Genomic DNA, 20,554 nt, shown 5'->3' with positions numbered 1-20,554 from the left:
CCTGCGCGGCGCGGTCCCGGGGCCGTCCATCCAGGTGGGGGCGGGGAAACTGGTGCGTCCCCGAAGCGCTCGGCGTTCCCGTCGCGGGGAATAGGGCGGGTGGGTCGGTCGTTCCGACTATTATCCTTTCTAGGAAACTTCTTCTTGGAAAACCTTTCGTGCGGAGGACCAGGTATGACCACGCGCAGGATCGTCACCGTGTCGGCGGGGCTGAGCACCCCCTCCTCCACGCGGCTGCTGGCCGACCGGCTGACCGCCGCCACCGAGGCGTCGCTGAGCGACCGCGGGGAGAAGGCCGAGACCCGGACCGTGGAACTACGCGACCTGGCCCACGACATCATGAACGCCATGACGACCCGGGTGCCCACCGGCGACCTCCCCGGGGTCCTGGAGGACATCGCCGCCGCCGACGGCGTCATCGCGGTCACCCCGGTGTTCAACGCCTCCTACAGCGGACTGTTCAAGTCGTTCTTCGACATCGTCGAGCCCGAGGCCCTGGACGGGACGCCGGTGCTCGTCGCCGCGACCGGCGGCAGCCCCCGCCACTCGCTGGTGCTGGAGCACGCCCTGCGCCCGATGTTCTCCTACGCCCGCTCGGTGGTCGTGCCCACCGGCGTGTACGCGGCGTCGGAGGACTGGGGCGCGGGAGACGGAGGCGGCCGTGAGCTGTCCGAGCGCGTCGACCGGGCCGCCCGGCAGCTGGCCGTACTCGCGGCCGACCACGCGCCCGGGAAGGCCGACCCCTTCGAGGAGCCGACCTCGTTCGCCGAGCTGATGTCCGGCCTCGGTACCTGACCGGCCCCCGGCCGGCAGCCCGGCCCCGCCGGAACCACCCCCACGGCGCGCAGTGCCCTGCACTGCGCGCCGTCGTTGTGCCCTGCACAACATTGGCGTCCCTCCCTTCAACGGAACCGGAACCAGTGCTTACGGTCGCTCCACCGGGTGGTCGGACCCCCCGCCACCCACCCCCGCCCAGGGAGTTCCGATGCGATCCTCCGGACTGGCGCGCGCCTGCGCGCTCCTCGGCCTCGCGGCCCTGTTACCGGCGTGCGCGCCCCTCCAGACCAGCGGTGCCGCGTCCGGCGTGGACGAGTCGGAGGGGACCCTGCGCGTCTGGCTGTTCTCCGAGGTCGACCAGGCGCCGAAGGAGCGCGTCGTCGACGCGGCGGTGGAGGAGTTCGAGGCCGCGCACGACGGTGTCGAGGTCGAGGTCCAGTACATCCCGGTGGAGACCCGCGCCGAGCGCTTCCAGGGCGCCTTCCTCGACCCCTCCTCCGCCCCCGACGTCGCCGAGTACGGCAACACCGACCTGGCCGGGTACGTGGGGTCCGCCGGCCTGGTCGACCTCACCGACGACCTCGCCGACTGGGCGCCGCGGGCCGACATCGCGGACGACGTCGCGGCCACCGCCCGGGTCGACGGTGCCGAGTACGGCGTGCCGTGGTTCCTCGGAGTGCGCGCCCTCTACTACCGCACCGACGTCCTCGGGGACCTCGGGCTGGATGTCCCCGAGACCCTGGCGGAGGTCGTGGAGACCGGCCGCGCGGTGCGCGCCGACGACCCGGGGATGCTGGGGGTCTCCGCCGGGGGCGCCTACACCTACGCGATGATGCCGTTCGTCTGGGCGCACGGCGGTGACATCGCCGAGCCGGAGGGCGACTCCTACGCCGCGGCCATCGACTCCGCCGAGGCCAAGGAGGGCCTGGAGCTGTACGGGCAGATCCTCTCCGACGACGTGTGCCCGCCCCAGACCTGCTCGCAGATGACCGGGGACGCCTCCGTGCAGAACTTCGTGGCGGGCAACGCCGCCATGACCATCGGGGGCAACTTCAACCTCAACGCGGTGCGCGGCAGCGACATCGCCGACGACGCCGCGGTCGTGCCGCTCCCGGGGACCGAGCCCGGCAGCATCGCCCCGGCCTTCGCCGGGGGCAACAACCTCGGCGTGCTCGCCGGAACCGAGCGCCGCACGCTCTCCGTGGAGTTCGTGAAGCTGCTGGCCGGCAAGGAGTATCAGCTGCTCATGTACGAGGCCATGGGCAACCTGCCCGTCTTCACCGACGTGCGGGGGGAGCTGGCGGCCACCGACGACGAGGTCGCCCCGTTCGTCGCGACCATCGACGCGGGCACCCGGTTCGTCCCGGTCACCCCCTCCTGGGCGACCGTCGACGCCGAGGGCGTCCTGCCGACCATGGTGCAGCGGATCGCCGGCGGGGACGCCTCGGTGGACCATGCCGCCGACGAGGCCGCGCGGGCCCTCGACGACGCCTTCGGGCGGGGGTGACGCGGACACATGGCCACCCGTACCCCCGTCCGCCGCCCGACCGGCGGACCCTCCGGCCACCGGAGCCGGAGAGTCGAACCCTGGATGTACCTCGTGCCCGCCGCGGCGGCGCTGGGCGGCATGCTGGTCTACCCGCTCTACCAGCTGGTGCTCGTCTCCTTCTTCGACTACCGCCAGCCCCAGGTCACCGGCGCCGAGCCGCTGCGCTTCGTCGGCTGGCAGAACTACCGCGCGCTGCTGGGGGACGCCCAGTTCTGGGAGGTCCTCCTCAACACGGTCGGCTTCGCCGCGGCGTGCGTGCTGGGCACCCTCGCGGTGGGCGGCGCGCTGGCGGTCCTGGCCACCCGGCTGACCCCGTGGGTGCGCACCGTGCTCTTCCTCGCCGCCCTGGGAGCCTGGGCGACGCCCGCCGTCACCGGCAGCGCGGTCTGGCTCCTCCTGTTCGACCCGACGCTGGGGCCGGTCAACCAGGCCCTCGCCGGGCTGGGGCTGACCGAGTTCGCCGGGCACTCCTGGACCTACGGCAAGTGGTCGGCCTTCGGCCTCGTCGGCGCCCAGGTGGTGTGGTGCTCGTTCCCGTTCGTCATGGTCACCCTCTACGCCGGTATCAGGGCCATCCCCGGGGAGGTGATCGAGGCCGCGCGGATGGACGGCGCCTCGACGGCCCGCGTCGCGTGGTCGGTGATGCTGCCGATCCTGCGCCCGGCCGTCGCCATCGTGACCATCCAGTCGATCATCTGGGACTTCAAGATCTTCACGCAGATCTACGTCATGACCGGGGCCGGCGGGATCGCCGGACAGAACCTGGTGCTCAACGTGTACGCCTACCAGAAGGCGTTCGCCTCGGGCCAGTACGGGCTGGGATCGGCCATCGGTGTGATCACCACCCTGCTGCTCCTGCTGATCACGCTCGTGTACCTGCGCGCACTGCGCCGCCAAGGGGAGGTGCTGTGACGCTCCGCCGACTGAGGAACGACCTCGCGGGTCTGCTGGTCGCGCTGGTCGTGGCCCTGCCGCTGTACTGGATGCTGCTCTCTGCGCTGAGGCCGCGCACCGAACTGGAGGCCGGGGACCCCTCGCCGTACACGCTCGACCCGACCCTGGACTCCTTCCGCCGGGTGCTGCTGATCGACGGGTTCGGCCAGTACCTGCTGAACAGCGTGCTGGTGGCGGCCGTGGTCGTGACCGCCTCCACCCTCTGCGCCTTCCTGGCCGCGGTGGCGCTCACGCGCTACCGCTTCCGGCTCCGCACGACCCTGCTCGTCATGGTGCTGGTCGCGCAGATGGTCCCGGTGGAGGCGCTGACCATCCCGCTGTTCTTCCTCATGCGCACCGTGGGTGCGGGCGTCCCCGGCCTGGGCCTGAACCACCTGGGCTCGCTCATGCTGGTGCACACGGCGTTCGCCCTCCCGCTGGCGATCTGGATGCTGCGGAGCTTCGTCGCGGCGGTCCCCGCGGAGCTGGAGGAGGCGGCGTGGCTGGACGGCGCGGGCAGCCTCGCCTTCGTCACCAGGGTCCTGTTCCCGTTGGTGGCGCCGGGTGTGGTGGCCTGCAGTATCTTCTCGTTCATCATGACGTGGAACGACTTCCTGTTCGCCAGGACCTTCATCATCTCGGCGCAGGAGAACCAGACCCTCCCGATCGCCCTGCTGTCGCTCTTCAAACCGGACGAGAACGACTGGGGCGGCATCATGGCGGGTTCGGTCCTGATGACCCTGCCGGTCCTGGTGTTCTTCATGTTCGTGCAGCACAGGCTCGCCTCCGGCCTGGGCGGGGCGGTGAAGGGGTGAACACGGCACCCGTGCCCGGGCGCAACTCCTCGGCGTCGCTGCGCCGCGCGCTCGCCATCGTGGAGTTCGTCCGTGCGAGCCCGGCCGGGAACGGCGGCGCGACCCTGACCGAGCTGGCCGGGAGCGTGGGCGTGAACAAGAGCACGGTGCTGCGCCTGTCCGTCCCGTTGGTGGAGTACGGCCTGCTCACCCGTGACCCGCGCAGCGGGCGGTTCCGGCTGGGGACGGCGGCGCTGAGCCTGTGGCAGGGGTACCTGGACCACATGGAACTGCGCTCCGTCGCCTCGGACCACCTGCGCGACCTGATGAGGCGTACCGGTCACACCTGCCACCTGGTGCTGCTGGACGGACACGACGTCGTCTACGTGGACAAGGTGGAGAACACGGCCACCGTCCGGATGGCCTCGCGGATCGGTGCGCGGATGCCCGCCTACCGCACCGCGGTGGGCCGGGCGATCCTCGCGTTCGGCCCGGACGACCTGGTGGAGGACGTGGTGGCGGCGGGGCTCTCGGCCGTCACCCCCAGGACGGTGACCGATCCGGCGGTCCTCGTCGAGGAGCTGCGCCGGGTGCGCGAGCGCGGTTACGCCATCGACGACCGGGAGAACGAGCCGGAGGTGCGCTGCGTCGCCGCACCGGTGTTCGACCACAACCGCGACCCCGTCGCGGCGATCAGCGTGTCCTCCCTGGTGAGCCGGCTGCCGGTGGTCCAGGTGCGCAGGCTGGGGCCTCAGGTGGCCGTGGTGGCCGCACGCATCTCCGGCGAACTGGGCGGGCGGGCCGCCGAAGCGGCCGGCGGGGCGCACGGGGGCGGGTAGGCCGGGGGCCGGAGGCGCCCCGGGGGCGGCGACCTCTTTTCCTAACAGTGTTAGTTACGCTGGGGGGATGGATTCCGCGCGCATCTACGAGACGTCCCACCACCGCCTGCTCGACCTGGCCGCCACCCTCGACGAGGAGCGGTGGCGCACCGTCGTGCCCGCCTGCCCGGACTGGACCGTCCGGCAGGTCTACGCCCACCTCGCCGGGCTCTGCGCCGACGTCGTGCGGGGCGACGTCACCCCTCCGGCCACCGACGAGGTCACCGCGCGCCAGGTCGCCGACCGGGCCGACCACGATCCCGGGACCGTCCTCGCCGAGTGGCGCCGCACGGCGCCGGCGCTGCTGGATCTCCTCGCCTCCCGGACGCGGAGGCGCTACTGCCTGCCCGCCCTGGACGTGTGGCACCACGAGAACGACATCCGGGGCGCGCTCGGCCTGCCCGCCCGGGCCGGGGACGCCGACCAGCTCGCCGACTTCCCGCTGGGCGGCCTGGCCAGGGGCTGGCCCGCCGAGCTCCCGCCGGTGCGCGTGACCGCCACCGACACCGGTCAGGAGTGGACGCTCGGGGAGGGCGCCGGACTCACGCTGAGCGGCACGGCCTTCGAGCTGGCCCGCGCCGTGACCGGTCGGCGCAGCGCCGACCAGATCCTGGCCATGGACTGGGCCGGGGGAGACCCCGCACAGGTGGCCCCGTTCCTGCCGACCCTCCCCGCGCCCGCGGAGGACCTGGCGGTGTGACCGCTCGCGGGGCCCGGCGGGTCGGCAGGCCATGGCACCGGTCCCCGGCCAGATGTGCAGAGATGGCCCCGCCTTGGCAGAAGCGGAACGGGGGAGGGGCGCAGACTGGGTGTGAGAGCCGGTTCGGTCAAGAGTTGGCCGTGCAGGTGGGAAGGAGGGTTGGACGATGTCCACCCACACCGAGACGGGTCCCCGGTTCGACAGCGAGGCGCTGACGCGCGCCATCGAGGCCGCCGACGCCGACGCGATGCTCGCCCTGTTCGCCGAGGACGCAGAGATGGAGATGGTCGACAAGCGGGCGCAGCCCAGCAGCCCCGACGTCCTGCACGGTATGAACGCCATCGCGCCCGCCATGCGCGAGCTCTTCTCCCGTGACATGACCCACGAGGTCCTGGACTGCGTGGTCGACGGCGACCACGCCGCCTACACCGAGCGGTGCGTCTACCCCGACGGGACCCAGGTCCAGAGCATGACCATGCTCGACCTGCGGGCGGGGCGGATCATCCACCAGTCCACCGTGCAGGCCTGGGACGAGCTCCCTGGCACGATGCCGGTGGTGGGCGACTTCTCCCGGGCGGAGGTGGCCGAGCAGTTCGACCGGGCCCGTTCCGAGGCCCTGCAGGTCGGCGGCCACACGGCCGTGAGGCTGACGCTCCAGCCCGGCTGGCGCTGGACCGAGGACATGGCCGAGTCCCGGGGCACGGTGAAGTGCATGGTGAACCACCGTGCCTACATCATCTCCGGTTCCCTCCACTGGGAGATGGACGACGGTACCGAGGGCGAGGTGAGCGCCGGGCAGGTCGTGTCCATTCCGGCCAACCACGACGCCTGGGTACTCGGGGACGAGCCCGTCGTCCTGGTCGACTGGCCGGTGTCCGACAGCTGAGCGCAGTGGCGCCCGACCGCCCCGGTCCGACGGCCCGGGGCGGCCGTGTGTGCCGGAGGCCTCCGCGGTCCGGTCGGCGGGGAGAGGTCCGACCCGGCGGTGAACGGACCGGCGGCTCCGCGCGGGATCCGTGCCCCCGGCGGCGTACGTCCCCGGCCAGGAGCTCCGACCGCGCGGGACGGAGTCACTGGAACGGCGGGTCCGGCGGACCCCGGTTCCGCCTTCGGGCATCCTTCCCGCCGTCTGTCCGAAAAGCCCTGTAGATCACGAATTCTCGCGCGGATTCCTCTGGTTGCACCCATTGCAGGCTCTTGTCGATGGTGTTAATTTTTCGGCACTGCTCATGGGAGCGCTCCCGAAACGGGATCGAGTTCCCCGAGCACCGGAAGGCACCGCTAGCGAGACCGGGTGCGGACACCGCGCCCCCATGGCCCGCGCCGTCGACGCCGACACCGCCGCGGCCAGCGTCCCCCACGTCCTCAGGCCCGCACACGCCCCTGTCTCGGCCCCCCGCTGCCCCCCGCCGAGGCGCTGCCCCACCCCGGTCGACGCACGGTCCGGGGTGCCGCGCCCCTGCTCCGCGGCACCGGAGAGGCCCCTCGGGGGCACCCTCCGAGGAGAACGATGTGACCGATCATCACCGAGTCCACCGCCGCAGACGGCGTTGGCCCCTTCCCGCGGCCGTGAGCGCCGCACTCGTCGCGGCCACCTTCACGGCGGCCCCCTCCGTCCACGCCGGACCCGCCGAGCCCGCGGCCACCTACGACCACACCCCCGTGGCCGACGCGCTCCTGGCCGAGAACCCGGAGATCACCGAGTACGAGGCCTCCTTCCTGGAGCAGTACGACAAGATCAAGGACCCGTCCAGCGGCTACTTCCGCGAGTTCGACGGCCTCCTGGTCCCCTACCACTCCGTGGAGACCCTGATCGTGGAGGCGCCCGACCACGGGCACGCCACCACGTCCGAGGCCTTCAGCTACTACCTCTGGCTGGAGGCGACCTACGGCCGCGTCTCCGGCGACTGGCAGCCCTTCAACGACGCCTGGGCCTCGATGGAGGCCTTCATCATCCCGGGGACCGCCGACCAGCCCACCAACGGCGCCTACGACCCCTCGTCCCCGGCCACCTACATCCCCGAGTCGCTGGACCCCAGCGACTACCCGATGCCGCTCGACCAGGGGGTGGAGGCCGGTCAGGACCCCCTCGCAGCCGAACTCAGCAGCACCTACGGGACCGACGAGGTCTACGGCATGCACTGGCTGCTGGACGTGGACAACACGTACGGCTACGGGTTCTGCGGTGACGGCAGCGACGACGCCCCCGCCTACGTCAACACCTTCCAGCGCGGCTCCAACGAGTCGGTGTGGGAGACCGTGCCGCACCCGTCCTGCGAGACGTTCGCGCACGGCAGCGACGACGGCACCGGCTACCTCAACCTGTTCGTCGACGACCCGCAGGCCTCGGAGCAGTGGCGCTACACCAACGCCCCCGACGCCGACGCCCGCGCCGTCCAGGTCGCCTACCTCGCGCACGAGTGGGCGAGCGAGCAGGGCAACGCGTCCGCCATCGCCGAGAACGTCTCCAACGCGGCGATGATGGGCGACTACCTGCGCTACGCGATGTTCGACAAGTACTTCAAGGAGGTCGGCGACTGCGTCGGCGCCACATCCTGCCCGCCCGGAACGGGCAAGGAATCGGCGCACTACCTCATGGCCTGGTACTACTCCTGGGGCGGCGCCCTGGAGAGCGCCCAGTACCCCTGGGCCTGGCGCATCGGCGGATCCTCCGCCCACCAGGGCTACCAGAACGTGATGGCCGCCTACGCGCTCTCCGAGGTCGACGAGCTGCGGCCGGAGTCGGCCACGGGAGCGGACGACTGGGGCACCAGCCTCGACCGCCAACTGGAGTTCCTCCAGTGGTTGCAGTCCTCCGACGGCGGCATCGCCGGCGGCGCGACCAACAGCTGGGAGGGCACCTACACGGAGCCCCCCGCGGACACGCCCACCTTCCACGGCATGTTCTACGACGAGAAGCCGGTCTGGCACGACCCGGCCTCGAACCAGTGGTTCGGCTTCCAGGTCTGGGACATCGAGCGCGTGGCCGAGTACCACCGCATCAGCGGCGACGAGCGCGCCGGGGAGATCCTCGACGCCTGGGTGCCCTGGGCCATCGCCAACACCACCGTCGGGGAGGGCGGCGACTTCGCCGTCCCGGCCGACATGGAGTGGAGCGGCGCCCCCGACGACTGGACCGGCGAGCCCACGGGCAACGACGGCCTGAGCGTCGAGGTCGTCTCGCACAACCAGGACGTCGGCATCGCCGCCGGTCTGGCCAAGACGCTGATGCACTACGCGTCCGCCACCGGCGACGCGGCCTCCCTGGAGACCGCCGAGGGCCTGCTCGACGCCCTGCTGGTCCACCAGGACGACCTCGGCGTCGCCGTCCCCGAGACCAGGGCGGACTACGAGCGCTTCGACGACCCGTTCGACGCCCCGAACGGCGGTCTCTACGTCCCCGACGGCTGGACCGGGCAGATGCCCAACGGCGACGTGATCGACTCCGACTCCACGTTCGCCTCCATCCGCTCCTTCTACGAGCAGGACGAGGACTGGCCCCGGGTCCAGGCCTACCTGGACGGCGGCGAGGCCCCCGAGTTCACCTACCACCGCTTCTGGGCGCAGGTCGACGTGGCCACCGCACTCGCCACGCACGGAGAGCTGTTCGGCGGCGCCCCCGCGGCCGGGGAGGGCGGTGACGGCGCGGGATAGGGACGCACCACCCCGGGGTCGGGCGCACAGGGCGCCCGACCCCCCATCCCGTCACGACACATCGTGGAGAGGAACACCATGTCGGGAAACACGGGGCACGCGCGCCGCCGTGCCGCGGCCGCCGCCGCGACCGTCCTCACGGCGGCCCTGCTCGCCGGAGGGTTCGCCGCAGCCGCCCACGGGCAGGAGGACGCGGCCGTCGGGGCCGTCCAGGAGGGATCCCTCCGGGACCTGGCCGACCAGCGGGGAGTGTTCATGGGAACCGCCCTCGCGTCCCACCGTCTCAACGAGGCCGCGTACGCGCAGACCGCCGCCGCCGAGTTCAACTCCGTCACCCACGAGAACGACCTCAAGTGGGAGGCGGTCCAGCCGCAGCAGGGACAGTACTCCTGGTCCGGCGCCGACCGCGTGGTCGACTTCGCCGAGGACAACGGCCAGGACGTCCACGGGCACACCCTGGTCTGGCACAGCCAGCTGCCGTCGTGGGTGTCCGGGGGCGGGTTCACCGCCGACCAGCTGCTGGACGTCATGGACGACCACATCAGCACCACCATGGGCCGCTACGCCGGGCGGATCGACACCTGGGACGTCGTCAACGAGCCCATCGGCGACGACGCGCGGTTCCGGGACTCGGTCTTCCACCGGACCCTGGGAGAGGACTTCGTCGCCGAGTCCCTGCGCATGGCCAGGGCCGCGGACCCCGCGGCGGAGCTGTACATCAACGACTACAGCATCGACGGCGTCAACGCCAAGAGCGACGCCTACTACGACCTGGTCGTCGACCTGCTGGACCAGGGGGTGCCCCTGGACGGGATCGGGTTCCAGAGCCACCTGATCGTGGGCCAGGTCCCCGCCAGCATGCGCCAGAACATCGAGCGGTTCACCGACCTCGGACTCAAGGTGCGGATCACCGAGCTCGACATCCGCATGAACGTCCCCGCGAGCCAGGCCGACCTGGAGCGGCAGGCGGACGACTACCGGGAGGTCGTCACCACCTGTCTGGAGGTCGACGGCTGCGCGGGCGTGACCGTGTGGGGGGTCACCGACGCCTACTCGTGGGTCCCCGACCACTTCGACGGCCAGGGCGCGGCCCTGCCCATCGACGGTTCCTACCAGCCCAAACCCGCCTACTGGGCGGTCCACGAAGCCCTCGGCGGGGACCCCGGCCCGCAACCGACCGACCCGCCGACGGAGCAGCCCACCGAACCGGACGGGGACTGCGAGGCCGGGTACCGGGTCACCAACCAGTGGCAGAACGGGTTCCAGGCCGAGGTGACCGTCACCGCGGGCAGGGCCGTCGACGGCTGGACCGTGACGTGGGACTTCGGCGGCGACGAACGCGTCGGCCACGCCTGGAACGCCTCCGTCTCCACCAGCGGCTCCACCGTCACCGCCGTGAACGCCGCCCACAACGGGGTTCTCGCCGCGGGCGGGTCCACCTCGTTCGGTTTCACCGGCACCCACGACGGGACCGTCTCCGCACCGCGACCCGTCTGTTCCGCCACCTGACCGCCCGCGGGCCCGCGCACCGCGCGTGCGCGGCGCCCGCCCCACGACCGGACGCCGGAGACCGGTGCGGCCCCTCCGGGCGCCCACCCGCTCCCGACCGGTACCCCTGACCGCCACCGGCCCGCCCCTCCTCCTCGGGCCGGTGGCACCCGGACCACTCCGCGACACCCCTGTCCCTCCCCTCCTGGAGCCCCCATGGTCACACGCCTACTGATCGCCCTCGGGGCGGTCCTCTCCCTCGTCACCGCGCTCCTCGTGCACACGGCGCCGGCCTACGCCGACACCGGGTTCCGGGTCAGCGACGGCCGCCTCGTCGACGCGGCCGGAAACGACTTCGTCATCCGGGGCGTCAGCCACGCCCACACCTGGTACCCCCAGGAGACCGGTGCGCTCGCGGACATCAAGTCCCTGGGCGCCAACACCGTCCGCGTCGTCCTCAGCAGCGGGCAGCGCTGGACGGAGAACGGCGTCGACGACGTCGCCGCGGTCGTCGCCGACTGCAAGGCCAACCGCCTGATCTGCATGCTGGAGGTGCACGACACCACCGGGTACGGCGACCAGGCCGGGGCGGCCACCCTCGACCAGGCCGTCGACTACTGGCTGCGCGTCCAGGACGCCGTCGAGGGGGAGGAGGACCACGTCCTCGTCAACATCGGCAACGAGCCCTTCGGCAACGACGCGGCCACCAACCAGAACTGGGCGTCCGAGACCGGTGAGGCGATCAACCGCCTGCGCGACGCCGGGTTCGACCACACCCTGGTGGTGGACGCGCCCAACTGGGGCCAGGACTGGCAGGGCATCATGCGCGACAGCGCGCAGGGCGTCTTCGACGCAGACCCCGACGCCAACACGGTGTTCTCCATCCACATGTACGGGGTCTACGCGCAGGAGTCCACCGTGGTCTCCTACCTGGAGCACTTCACGGACGCCGGCCTGCCGCTGATCGTCGGCGAGTTCGGCATCGACCACAGTGACGGCAACCCCGACGAGGACGCCATCATGGCCCACACCGAACGCCTGGGCCTCGGCTACATCGGCTGGTCCTGGAGCGGCAACGGGTCCCCCGTGGAGTACCTCGACATGGTCGAGGGCTTCGACGTCGACAGCCTCACCCCCTGGGGCGAGCGCATTTTCCACGGCCCCGACGGCATCGGCGAGACCTCCGTCGAGGCCCCGGTCTACGGAGGTTCGGGCGGGCCCACCGACCCGCCCACCGAGGAGCCGACCGACCCGCCGACGGAGCAGCCGACCGACCCCGACGCCGACTGCGAGGCCGAGTACCGCGTCACCAACCAGTGGCCGAACGGGTTCCAGGGCGAGGTGACCGTCACCGCCGCGTCCGCCGTCACCGGGTGGACCGTCACCTGGACCACCGGTCCGGGCGAGGGCGTCGGCCACGCCTGGAACGCCTCCGTCTCCACCAGCGGCTCCACCGTCACCGCCGTGAACGCCGCCCACAACGGGGTCCTCGCCGCGGGCGGGTCCACCTCGTTCGGCTTCACCGGCACCCACGGCGGAACCCTCTCCACGCCCACCCTCTCCTGCACCGCCTGACCCCCACGGGGTCGGAGCAGTCCCCCGGCCGCGCCTCCACGCGCGGCCGGGCCTCCCCCACAGAGATTGGAGTGGCCCATGAGGTCACGCAACGTTGTCGCCCTGGCCGCGGCGCTCGGCGGGCTCGCCGTCGCCACCGCCGTCGTCGCCCTGCCCGACTCCGCCGAGGCCCACGGCGCGTTCACCTACCCCGCCAGCCGCACCTACGCCTGCTTCCAGGACGCCACCGGCGGCACCGGAGGCGGCGCCCTCCGGCCCACCAACGCGGCCTGCGCCGACGCCCTGGACGAGGGCGGCGACTACCCGTTCTGGAACTGGTTCGGCAACCTCATCAGCGACGCGGACGGCCGCCACCAGGAGGTCGTGGCCGACGGCGAGCTGTGCGGTCCCACCGACAGGTTCGCGGCCTTCAACGCGGCCCGCACCGACTGGCCCACCACCGCCCTGGAGCCGGACACCACCGTGGAGTTCCGGCACAACGCCTGGGCCCCGCACCCCGGTGTCTTCCGCACCTACGTCACCGAGGACGGATTCGATCCCGGGTCGCCGTTGAACTGGGACGACCTCGAACTCATCGACGAGGTGACGGACCCGCCGCTGCGCAGCGGCGGCGACGCCGGAGCCGAGTACTACTGGGACGTCGACCTCCCGGACCGGGAGGGACGCCACATCGTGTACGTGGTGTGGGAGCGCTCGGACAGCCCGGAGGCGTTCTACAACTGCTCCGACGTGGTCTTCGGCGAGGACCCGGGCACCGGCCCCGACCCGAGTCCCGGCCCCGACCCGAGCCCGGACCCCACGGACGAGCCGACGCCCGGCCCGACCGACCCGCCCGCCGAGTACTGCACGGCCGAGTACACCGTCACCAACCAGTGGTCGGACGGCTTCCAGGTGGACGTCGAGGTCACCGCGGGCGAGGACGGCGTCGACGGCTGGATGGTCGACTGGGTGTTCGCCAACCGCCAGGCGGTCTCCAGCATCTGGAACGCCGCCCTGGTCAACCACGGCGCGCACTTCGAGGCCCGCAACTCCGCCCACAACGGGCGGCTCGACCCCGGTGAGTCCACCAGCTTCGGGTTCACCGCCACCCACCCCGGTGTGAACATCGAGCCCCTCGTGGCCTGCCACGAGGACTGACGGCCCCGCCCCCTCACGCGAGGGCGCGTCCGTGCCCGCCCGGGCGCCGGCCCGGGCGGGCCGCCGTGCGGCCCGCGCACCGGGGCGATCCCGCTGAACGAGCCGGTAACCTGGGCGGAGCGCCCGGCCCCGGAACCGGTTCTTCCAGGGGTCGGGTGCTTCCGCGTCCGGGGTCAGGGCCGGTAGGGGAGGCGGTCGACCGCCCGCACCTCGCCCAGCGTCGACCACTCGTTGCGGCCCAGCCGGGCCAGCGGGCGCATCAGCTCCACGTCGGGGTGCCCGTCCGCGAGCACCTCGTCGTGCACGGCCACGCGCACCACCCGGCCGAACACCACCGTGGAGTCGCCCAGCCGCAGCGTCGAGTGCAGGACGCACTCCACGGCCACCGGCGACCCCGCGACCCGGGGAGGCCGCACCGCCGCGCTCGCCTCGCGCTCGACGCCCAGAGCGTCGAACTCGCTGACCTCCGGCGGGTACGCGGTGCCGCTGGCGTTCACCTGGTCCCACATCAGCTCCGGCGCCAGGTTCACCACGAACTCGCCGGTCTCCTCCGCGTTGCGCAGGGAGTCCTTGCGCTGCACCGACGTGAACTGCACGATCGGCGGCTCGGTACAGGAGATCGTGAAGAACGAGTGCGGTGCCAGGTTGTCCACGCCGTCGGCGGACGTGGTGGAGACCCACGCGATCGGGCGTGGCACCACCACGGAGGTCATCAACTGGTAGAACGCCCGTCCGGGCAGGTCGTCTGGAGTCCATTCGGTACGCATCGGCTCCGATTATCCCGCCCCCGCCGTGTGTCGGCGCCGACGCCGGGCATAGACGGCGCATGGAACTGGTCACCGCCGACGACGTCCGCGCCGCAGCCGCCCGCATCCAGGGCCACGTGGTCCGCACCCCCCTGACCGCGGGCCCTCCGGGCGGCGGGTTCCTCCTCAAACCGGAGAGCCTCCAGCCCACCGGCGCCTTCAAGATCAGGGGCGCCACCAACGCCGTCGCCCTGCTCGACCCCGCCCAGCGCCTGGCCGGCGTGGTCACGCACTCCTCCGGCAACCACGGCCAGGCCCTCGCCCACGCCGCCGCCCGGCAGGGGGCGCCGTGCACCGTCGTCGTCCCCGAGGGGGCGCCCGGGGTCAAGGTCGACCGGATACGCGCCCTGGGCGCGCGCGTCGTCATGGCCTCGCCCGAGCGGCGGGCCGCCGTCGCCCGAGAACTGGCCGAGAACGAGGGGCTCGCGCTCATCCCGCCCTTCGACGACCCGCACGTCATCGCCGGACAGGGCACCGTCGGCCTGGAGATCCTCGAACAGTCGCCCGAGGCGGCCACGATCGTCGTCCCCGTCGGCGGGGGAGGGCTGGCCTCCGGCGTGGCCACCGCCGCCTGGACGGTCCACCCCCGCCGGGTCCGCGTCATCGGCGTCGAACCCGAACTGGCCGCCGACGCCGCCGAGAGCCTGAGGTCCGGACACCTCGTCACCTGGCCGCCCGAGCTCACCCACCGCACCATGGCGGACGGCGTCCGCGTGTGCCTGTCCGAGCGCACGTTCGCCCACCTCGACGCCAGGCTCGACGGGATCGTCACCGTCACCGAGGACGAGATCGCCCGCGCCGTCGCGACCCTCGCCCACGGCGCCCGCCTCGTGGCCGAGCCCAGCGGGGCCCTGGCCGCCGCCGCGCTCCTCGCGGGCCGGATCGACACCGATCCGGAACGCCCCGGGACGACGGTCGCGGTGGTGTCGGGCGGCAACGCGGACCCCGGCCTCTTCGCCCGGCTGGTGGCGGGGGAGGGCTGACCCCCGCGTCCCGCGGCGCCCCACCGGGGAGCGGTCTCCAGGCCGCGTTCCGCGGATCGTTCCGGGCTCGCGTCCTCCGGGCTGCCTCTCGCTGCGCCGACTGCGCTCGGACAGCCGAACCCGGGCTGGCCTGCGCTACCCGTCTTGCGAGAGATGGCCTGGAAGCCGCTCGCGTCGATCGGCGCAAGCGCCGAGTCAACCGAAAGCATCCACGGAACACGCCCTAGGGTTGCCAGGCATGGACCTGTCTCTTCGCCAGTTGTCGGTGTTCGTGTCGGTCGCCCACCGGCTCAGCTTCACGGCCGCGGCCAACGACCTGCTCGTGTCGCAGTCGTCGCTGAGCCGCACCGTCGCGGAGATCGAACGCGTCCTCGGCACGAGCGTGTTCCACCGCGACACGCGCAACGTGACGCTGACCGACGAGGGGCGCGAGCTCCTGGAGGTCGCCGAGCACGTCCTGGGAGTGCACCGCGCGGGGATGCGCCAGCTGCGGCGGTTCGTGGACGGGAGCGGGGGCACGGTCTCGGTGGCCGCGCTGCCGTCCGTGGCGGCGGTGCTCCTGCCGCCGGTCATCACGGCGTTCCGACGCAGGTGGCCCGAGACCGACGTCCGCATCCACGACGGGCTCGCCCGCTCGGTGGTCGAGGCTGTCGAGCGCGGTGACGCCGACTTCGCGGTCACGGTCGCCACGGACGGTGCGCCGTGGGTCTCCGGCCGGCCGCTGGTCCGGGACCTGTTCGTGGGGGTCGTGCCGCCGGGGCACCCGCTCGCCGACCGGGACGAGCTGTCGTGGGCCGACCTGAGGGACGAGCAGTTCATCGCGATGGGGGCCGGCTCCAGCGTGCGCGCCCTCACGGACCTGGCGTTCACGCAGGCGGGCGGGGCCGGCCGCGGGGTGGTGGAGGCGAGCAGCTTCGCGACCGTGGGAGGACTCGTCTCGGCCGGGCTGGGGGTCACCGCGCTGCCCGCCCTCGTCCGCGCCCTCCTCGGGTTCGCCCCCGTCGAGCACCGACCGCTCACCGGACCCGTGGTGCGCCGGGGGCTGGACCTGCTGTGGCCCACGGACCGCCCGATGTCGGCCGCGGCCCGCCGGTTCCTCGCCACCATCGACGAGCTGCGGTCCGGGGGGTTCGAGCTGCCGCCGGACGTCCACTGGGCGGAGCCCCGCTGAGGCGGCGGAACAGGATCGGTGCGGGCCGGCCCGGGAGGCCCCGGTCTCCTCGACGCCATCTCATGCCTTGGGTACATCAGTCTATGAGTTTTTGATGTTGGACGGACATATGGCTTCTCGGCATGCTGGCTGGAGTGGACCGACGGGCGGTGGCGCCCGCGGCACCGACTCCGAGGGGGAACGATGCAGGAAGTGCCGGGTGGCCCGCAGACGGGGGACTGGGGGCAGCTGGCGGGGCTGAAGGTCGTCGAGTTCGCCCACGTCGTGGCCGGACCGCTCGCGGGATCGCTCCTCGCCGACATGGGAGCCGACGTCGTGCACGTCGAGCCGCCGGGAAGCGGCGACGCCGCGCGCGGCATGGGGCCGGAACGCGACGGCGTCCGCCTGTGGTTCAAGGTCTCCGGACGCAACAAGCGCTCCGTCACCCTCGACCTGCGCACCGCGGCCGGCCGTGAGGTCGCCGCGAGCCTGGTGGAGTGGGCCGACGTCGTCATCGTGACCTTCCGCGCCTCGCGACTCGAGGAGTGGGGGCTGGACCGGGAGGCGATCCGGGCCCGCAACCCGCGGGCGGTGGTCCTCCAGATCTCCGGGTTCGGCGCCAACACCTCCAAGGCCGACGCGCCGGGGTTCGGCAAGATGGGCGAGGCGCGCAGCGGCGTCGTCCACCTGACCGGGGCGGCGGACGGGCCGCCCGTGCACACCGGCTTCTCCCACGGGGACGCCGTGACGGGGCTGATGGGGTCGCACGCGGTCCTGGCCGCCCTCTACCGGCGCGAGCGCGACCCGGAGGCGGGCGGGGAGTGGATCGACCTCGCCCTGTTCGAGTCCCTGTTCCGGCTCGTGGAGTGGCAGATCATCGCCTACGACCAGCTCGGCGAGGTGCCGATGCGCCAGGGGAACCAGCTGGCCGTGGCGCCCGCCGCCGTCATCGACACCTACCTCAGCGCGGACGGGGAGTGGATCACCGTCACCTCCGCCACACGCCGCTCCGTGCTCAACGTGGTGTCCCTCCTCGGGCTCCCCGGGGAGGAGTACTCCACCGTGGAGCGCCAGATCGAGGGGCGGCACCGGATCGGGGAGGCGCTGCGGCAGTGGATCGCCGCCCGCGACGCCGACGATGCGCTCGCCCTCCTGGCCGCGGCCGATGTCGTCGCCTCGCGCATCTTCACGGCCAAGGACATCGTGGAGGACCCGATCTACGCGGAGAGGGACGACATCGTCACCATCGAGGACCCGGACCTCGGTCCGGTGCGGATGCAGGGCGTGGTGCCGCGCTTCGGAGAGCGCCCCGGGAAGGTGTGGCGCACCGGCCCGGCCCTGGGAGAGGACAACGAGACCGTGTACGGCGACTGGCTGGGCATGGACCGCGAACGGCTGGAGGAGCTGCGCGATGCGGGAGCCATCTGAGGTCGCCCCGGCCGGTCCGCGCGCCGCACGGGAGCCGATCCGGTCGATGCTGTTCGTGCCGGGGTCCCGGCCGGACCGGTTCGCCAAGGCCGTGGCCAGCGGAGCCGACGCGGTGATCATCGACCTGGAGGACGCCGTCGCCGACGACGGCAAGGTCCGGGCCAGGCGCGACGCCGCCGAGGCGGTCACCGCGCTCGGCAGCGCCCCCGGGTGTGCCCTGTTCGTGCGGATCAACGCCCTGGAGAGCTGGGCGGCGGCCGAGGACGTGCGCGCCGTGGTGCGGCCGGGACTGGCAGGGATCGTCCTGCCGAAAGTGTCCGGCCCCGCCGACGTCGCCCTCCTCGACCGCTGGCTGGGCTGGTCCGAGGCCGAGGCGGGGCTCCCCGCGGGAGGGCTCGCGATCGTCCCGGTCCTGGAGACCGCGTCGGCGCTGCGAGCGGCCCACGAGGTCGGCGCCGCCTCGCGCCGCGTCATGTGCCTGGGGGCGCTCAGCGCCCGCGACGGCGACGTGCAGCGCGCCGTGGGATTCCGCTGGACGGCGGAGGGCGCCGAGACGCTGTCCCTGCGGTCGCGTGCGCTGCTCGACGCGCGGGCGGCGGGCACGCCCAACCCGGTCACGGGCCTGTGGACGGCGATCGGCGACCTGGAGGGCCTGCGCCGCTTCGCCGAGCAGAACCGCGACCTCGGCTACGAGGGCATGATGGCGATCCACCCCTCGCACGTGCCGGTCGTCAACGCCGTCTTCTCGCCCACGGAGGAGGAGCTGGACCGCGACCGCCGCCTGGTCGGGCGGATGGAGCGGGCGCAGGCGGCGGGGACGGGCGCGGCGGTCTTCGAGGGCGCCATGGTCGACGAGGCGATGCTCGCCTCGGCGCGCGCCCGCCTGGCGCGGTACGGCGGCGCCTGAGCCCCGCGGACCCGGACACGGCCGCGCCCTCCTGCCGGGAGGGGGCGCGGCGCCGACCGTCCCCGCCACCGTGCTCTCCAGGGGACGGCGCAGGTCGGGCGTGCGCAGTCCCATGCGCCCACCGCATGGATCTATCGGTTTTTGATGTTGGACAAGACGCAGTCCTCCTGTGGAAACTCGACGGAAACCACTGTGACCCGCGCAATACGGGTGTGTGGCCCCCACCTCTGGAGGAACACTGCGATGACGGCCGTACTGGGTCTGTGCACCCTGGGACTCTTCCTCGTCCTGGTGATGACCAACCGCGTCTCCGTGCTCGCCGCCCTGGTGCTCGTCCCGATCCCGTTCGCCCTCATCGGCGGCTTCGGCCCCGACCTCGGTCAGCACGTGCTCGACGGGCTGGCGACGGTGGCGCCGACCGGCATCATGATCGCCTTCGCGGTGCTGTACTTCTGCCTGATGATCGAGACCGGGCTCTTCGACCCGGTCATCCGGGGGATCCTGCGGCTGGCCAAGGGCGACCCCATGCGGATCACCGTGGGGACGGCCGTGCTCGCCATGGTCGTCGCCCTCGACGGGGAGGGCGCCTCGACCTTCCTCATCACGGTCTCGGCGATGCTGCCCGTGTACCGGCGCCTGGGGATGAGCCGCCTCCTCCTCGCCGGGGTCGTCGGCCTGGGCGCGGGGGTCATGAACATGATCCCGTGGGGCGGCCCGACCGCGAGGGCCATGGCCGCCCTGGACGCGGGGGCCGAGGACATCTTCACCCCCATGGTCCCGGCGATGCTGGGCGGCATCGCCTGGGTCCTGGTGGTCGCCTGGTGGCTGGGCCGCAAGGAGAGGGCCCGCCTCGGGCTCCTCGAACCGGACCCCGGCCAGGCGGAGGGCGCGGCGCAGGGGACGGACGGGCGGGACGGGCCGGACGCCCCGGGCGCCCCGGGCGCGGCCGGCCGCGGCGGTACCGGAACCCTCCGGGTCGAGGCGCCGCAGGCGATCCGCGCCGGGGCCGTGCGCGGCGCCTTCAACCTCCTCCTGACCGTGGTCCTGATCGTCTCCCTCGTCGCCGAGGTGCTGCCCCTGCCGGTGCTGTTCATCCTCGCGTTCACGGTGGCGGCCATGGTCAACGTGCCCCGCTGGAAGGACCAGCAGGAGTTCCTGGAGAGGCACGGCAAGAGCGTCGTCCTCGTCACCACCATGATCTTCGCGGCCGGGGTGTTCACCGGGATCCTCACCGGCACCGGGATGATCGAGGCCATGGCCGCCGGCCTGGTCGCCGTCGTGCCGGAGTCGGTCGGCGGGCTGCTGCCGCTGCTGGTGGCGCTGGTGAGCATGCCGCTCAGCCTCGTCTTCACCCCCGACGCCTTCTACTTCGGCATCCTGCCGGTCCTGGCGGAGAGCGCCACCCACTTCGGTATCCCGCCGGAGGAGATCGGCCGTGCCGCCATCCTGGGCCAGATGACCACGGGCTTCCCGCTCAGCCCGCTGACCCCCGCCACGTTCATCCTCGTGGGGATGACCGGAGTGTCCCTGGGCGAACACCAGAGGTTCCTGTTCCGCTGGGCCCTGGGCACCACGCTCGTCATGACCGCGATCGCCCTGGCGACGGGGGCGATCAGCGTCTCCCTGTGACGCGCGGCCCCGTCGGCCCCGCGGGGCCCCGGCCGAGGAGGGGCGCGGTCGGCGCGACGAGGCACGCGCGGACGAGGGCCGCGAGGACCGTACCGGTGCTCCGCACGGTGCCGTCGGGCCCCACGGGGTGCGGCGCGGCGGCCGGAACCGCAGGTCGGCCGACCCG

Annotated in this window: 17 protein-coding genes; 16 read left to right on the top strand and 1 reads right to left on the bottom strand. The window is 72.8% G+C overall.

Going from position 1 to position 20,554, the window contains the following annotated elements; all coding sequences use genetic code 11:
- The first annotated feature begins 174 nt into the window (after positions 1-174).
- From Q8791_RS26125 to Q8791_RS26075, 11 genes are all read left to right on the top strand, one after another.
- Positions 175-795, top strand: coding sequence for an FMN reductase (locus tag Q8791_RS26125; protein WP_330094463.1), 621 nt, complete (start codon positions 175-177; stop codon positions 793-795).
- A 190-nt stretch (positions 796-985) separates the two neighbouring features.
- On the top strand, positions 986-2,284 hold the full coding sequence (locus tag Q8791_RS26120; protein WP_330094462.1) for an extracellular solute-binding protein: 1,299 nt from the start codon (positions 986-988) through the stop codon (positions 2,282-2,284).
- An 84-nt stretch (positions 2,285-2,368) separates the two neighbouring features.
- Positions 2,369-3,238, top strand: a complete 870-nt coding sequence (locus tag Q8791_RS26115) for a carbohydrate ABC transporter permease (protein WP_330094489.1) — start codon at positions 2,369-2,371, stop codon at positions 3,236-3,238.
- Complete coding sequence (locus Q8791_RS26110; protein WP_330094461.1) at positions 3,235-4,074, top strand: carbohydrate ABC transporter permease; 840 nt, start codon at positions 3,235-3,237, stop codon at positions 4,072-4,074. Before Q8791_RS26115 ends, Q8791_RS26110 begins: the two co-directional genes overlap by 4 nt.
- A complete protein-coding gene (locus tag Q8791_RS26105; RefSeq protein ID WP_330094460.1) occupies positions 4,071-4,892 on the top strand; it encodes an IclR family transcriptional regulator in 822 nt (273 codons plus the stop codon). The genes Q8791_RS26110 and Q8791_RS26105 overlap by 4 nt, the downstream gene beginning before the upstream one ends.
- 67 nt (positions 4,893-4,959) lie before the next feature.
- Positions 4,960-5,631, top strand: coding sequence for a maleylpyruvate isomerase family mycothiol-dependent enzyme (locus Q8791_RS26100; protein ID WP_330094459.1), 672 nt, complete (start codon positions 4,960-4,962; stop codon positions 5,629-5,631).
- Between the two features lie 166 nt (positions 5,632-5,797).
- A complete protein-coding gene (locus Q8791_RS26095) occupies positions 5,798-6,517 on the top strand; it encodes a cupin domain-containing protein (protein WP_330094458.1) in 720 nt (239 codons plus the stop codon).
- 683 nt (positions 6,518-7,200) lie between these two features.
- A complete protein-coding gene (locus Q8791_RS26090) occupies positions 7,201-9,285 on the top strand; it encodes a glycoside hydrolase family 48 protein (protein WP_330094457.1) in 2,085 nt (694 codons plus the stop codon).
- A 78-nt stretch (positions 9,286-9,363) separates the two neighbouring features.
- Complete coding sequence (locus Q8791_RS26085; protein WP_330094456.1) at positions 9,364-10,794, top strand: endo-1,4-beta-xylanase; 1,431 nt, start codon at positions 9,364-9,366, stop codon at positions 10,792-10,794.
- 195 nt (positions 10,795-10,989) lie between these two features.
- Positions 10,990-12,348 carry a cellulase family glycosylhydrolase gene (locus Q8791_RS26080; protein WP_330094455.1) on the top strand — a complete coding sequence of 453 codons (1,359 nt, stop codon included), beginning with the start codon at positions 10,990-10,992 and terminating at the stop codon, positions 12,346-12,348.
- Positions 12,349-12,426: 78 nt separating this feature from the next.
- On the top strand, positions 12,427-13,485 hold the full coding sequence (locus tag Q8791_RS26075) for a lytic polysaccharide monooxygenase auxiliary activity family 9 protein (RefSeq protein WP_330094454.1): 1,059 nt from the start codon (positions 12,427-12,429) through the stop codon (positions 13,483-13,485).
- Between the two features lie 173 nt (positions 13,486-13,658).
- On the opposite strand, the gene Q8791_RS26070 is transcribed toward Q8791_RS26075, so the two are convergent.
- Positions 13,659-14,252, bottom strand: a complete 594-nt coding sequence (locus Q8791_RS26070; RefSeq protein ID WP_330094453.1) for a flavin reductase family protein — start codon at positions 14,250-14,252, stop codon at positions 13,659-13,661.
- 59 nt (positions 14,253-14,311) lie between these two features.
- Between Q8791_RS26070 and Q8791_RS26065 the strand changes: the two genes are divergently transcribed.
- The 5 genes from Q8791_RS26065 (at position 14,312) to Q8791_RS26045 (ending at position 20,388) form a co-directional block, all read left to right on the top strand.
- Positions 14,312-15,274, top strand: a complete 963-nt coding sequence (locus Q8791_RS26065; RefSeq protein ID WP_330094452.1) for a threonine ammonia-lyase — start codon at positions 14,312-14,314, stop codon at positions 15,272-15,274.
- A gap of 238 nt (positions 15,275-15,512) precedes the next feature.
- Positions 15,513-16,445 (top strand): LysR family transcriptional regulator, encoded by a 933-nt coding sequence (locus Q8791_RS26060; RefSeq protein WP_330094451.1) that lies wholly within the window; start codon positions 15,513-15,515, stop codon positions 16,443-16,445.
- Between the two features lie 183 nt (positions 16,446-16,628).
- Positions 16,629-17,852: a CaiB/BaiF CoA transferase family protein gene (locus Q8791_RS26055; protein ID WP_330094450.1), complete on the top strand. Its 1,224-nt coding sequence runs from the start codon at positions 16,629-16,631 to the stop codon at positions 17,850-17,852.
- Positions 17,836-18,759, top strand: a complete 924-nt coding sequence (locus Q8791_RS26050) for an HpcH/HpaI aldolase/citrate lyase family protein (RefSeq protein WP_330094449.1) — start codon at positions 17,836-17,838, stop codon at positions 18,757-18,759. The genes Q8791_RS26055 and Q8791_RS26050 overlap by 17 nt, the downstream gene beginning before the upstream one ends.
- 243 nt (positions 18,760-19,002) lie before the next feature.
- A complete protein-coding gene (locus Q8791_RS26045; RefSeq protein ID WP_330094448.1) occupies positions 19,003-20,388 on the top strand; it encodes a CitMHS family transporter in 1,386 nt (461 codons plus the stop codon).
- The last annotated feature ends 166 nt before the right edge of the window (positions 20,389-20,554 follow it).

The organism is Nocardiopsis codii (assembly GCF_036327455.1).
GTDB classification, from domain to species: domain Bacteria; phylum Actinomycetota; class Actinomycetes; order Streptosporangiales; family Streptosporangiaceae; genus Nocardiopsis; species Nocardiopsis codii.
The sequence above is the reverse complement of the archived record's forward strand: the minus strand, read 5'-3'. Positions and strand labels throughout refer to the sequence as shown.

Coding starts and splice junctions, on each gene's coding strand:
- Q8791_RS26125 (WP_330094463.1), top strand. CDS start 175: ATGACCACGCGCAGGATCGTCACCGTGTCGGCGGGGCTGAGCACCCCC.
- Q8791_RS26120 (WP_330094462.1), top strand. CDS start 986: ATGCGATCCTCCGGACTGGCGCGCGCCTGCGCGCTCCTCGGCCTCGCG.
- Q8791_RS26115 (WP_330094489.1), top strand. CDS start 2,369: ATGTACCTCGTGCCCGCCGCGGCGGCGCTGGGCGGCATGCTGGTCTAC.
- Q8791_RS26100 (WP_330094459.1), top strand. CDS start 4,960: ATGGATTCCGCGCGCATCTACGAGACGTCCCACCACCGCCTGCTCGAC.
- Q8791_RS26095 (WP_330094458.1), top strand. CDS start 5,798: ATGTCCACCCACACCGAGACGGGTCCCCGGTTCGACAGCGAGGCGCTG.
- Q8791_RS26085 (WP_330094456.1), top strand. CDS start 9,364: ATGTCGGGAAACACGGGGCACGCGCGCCGCCGTGCCGCGGCCGCCGCC.
- Q8791_RS26080 (WP_330094455.1), top strand. CDS start 10,990: ATGGTCACACGCCTACTGATCGCCCTCGGGGCGGTCCTCTCCCTCGTC.
- Q8791_RS26075 (WP_330094454.1), top strand. CDS start 12,427: ATGAGGTCACGCAACGTTGTCGCCCTGGCCGCGGCGCTCGGCGGGCTC.
- Q8791_RS26070 (WP_330094453.1), bottom strand. CDS start 14,252: ATGCGTACCGAATGGACTCCAGACGACCTGCCCGGACGGGCGTTCTAC.
- Q8791_RS26065 (WP_330094452.1), top strand. CDS start 14,312: ATGGAACTGGTCACCGCCGACGACGTCCGCGCCGCAGCCGCCCGCATC.
- Q8791_RS26060 (WP_330094451.1), top strand. CDS start 15,513: ATGGACCTGTCTCTTCGCCAGTTGTCGGTGTTCGTGTCGGTCGCCCAC.
- Q8791_RS26055 (WP_330094450.1), top strand. CDS start 16,629: ATGCAGGAAGTGCCGGGTGGCCCGCAGACGGGGGACTGGGGGCAGCTG.
- Q8791_RS26050 (WP_330094449.1), top strand. CDS start 17,836: ATGCGGGAGCCATCTGAGGTCGCCCCGGCCGGTCCGCGCGCCGCACGG.
- Q8791_RS26045 (WP_330094448.1), top strand. CDS start 19,003: ATGACGGCCGTACTGGGTCTGTGCACCCTGGGACTCTTCCTCGTCCTG.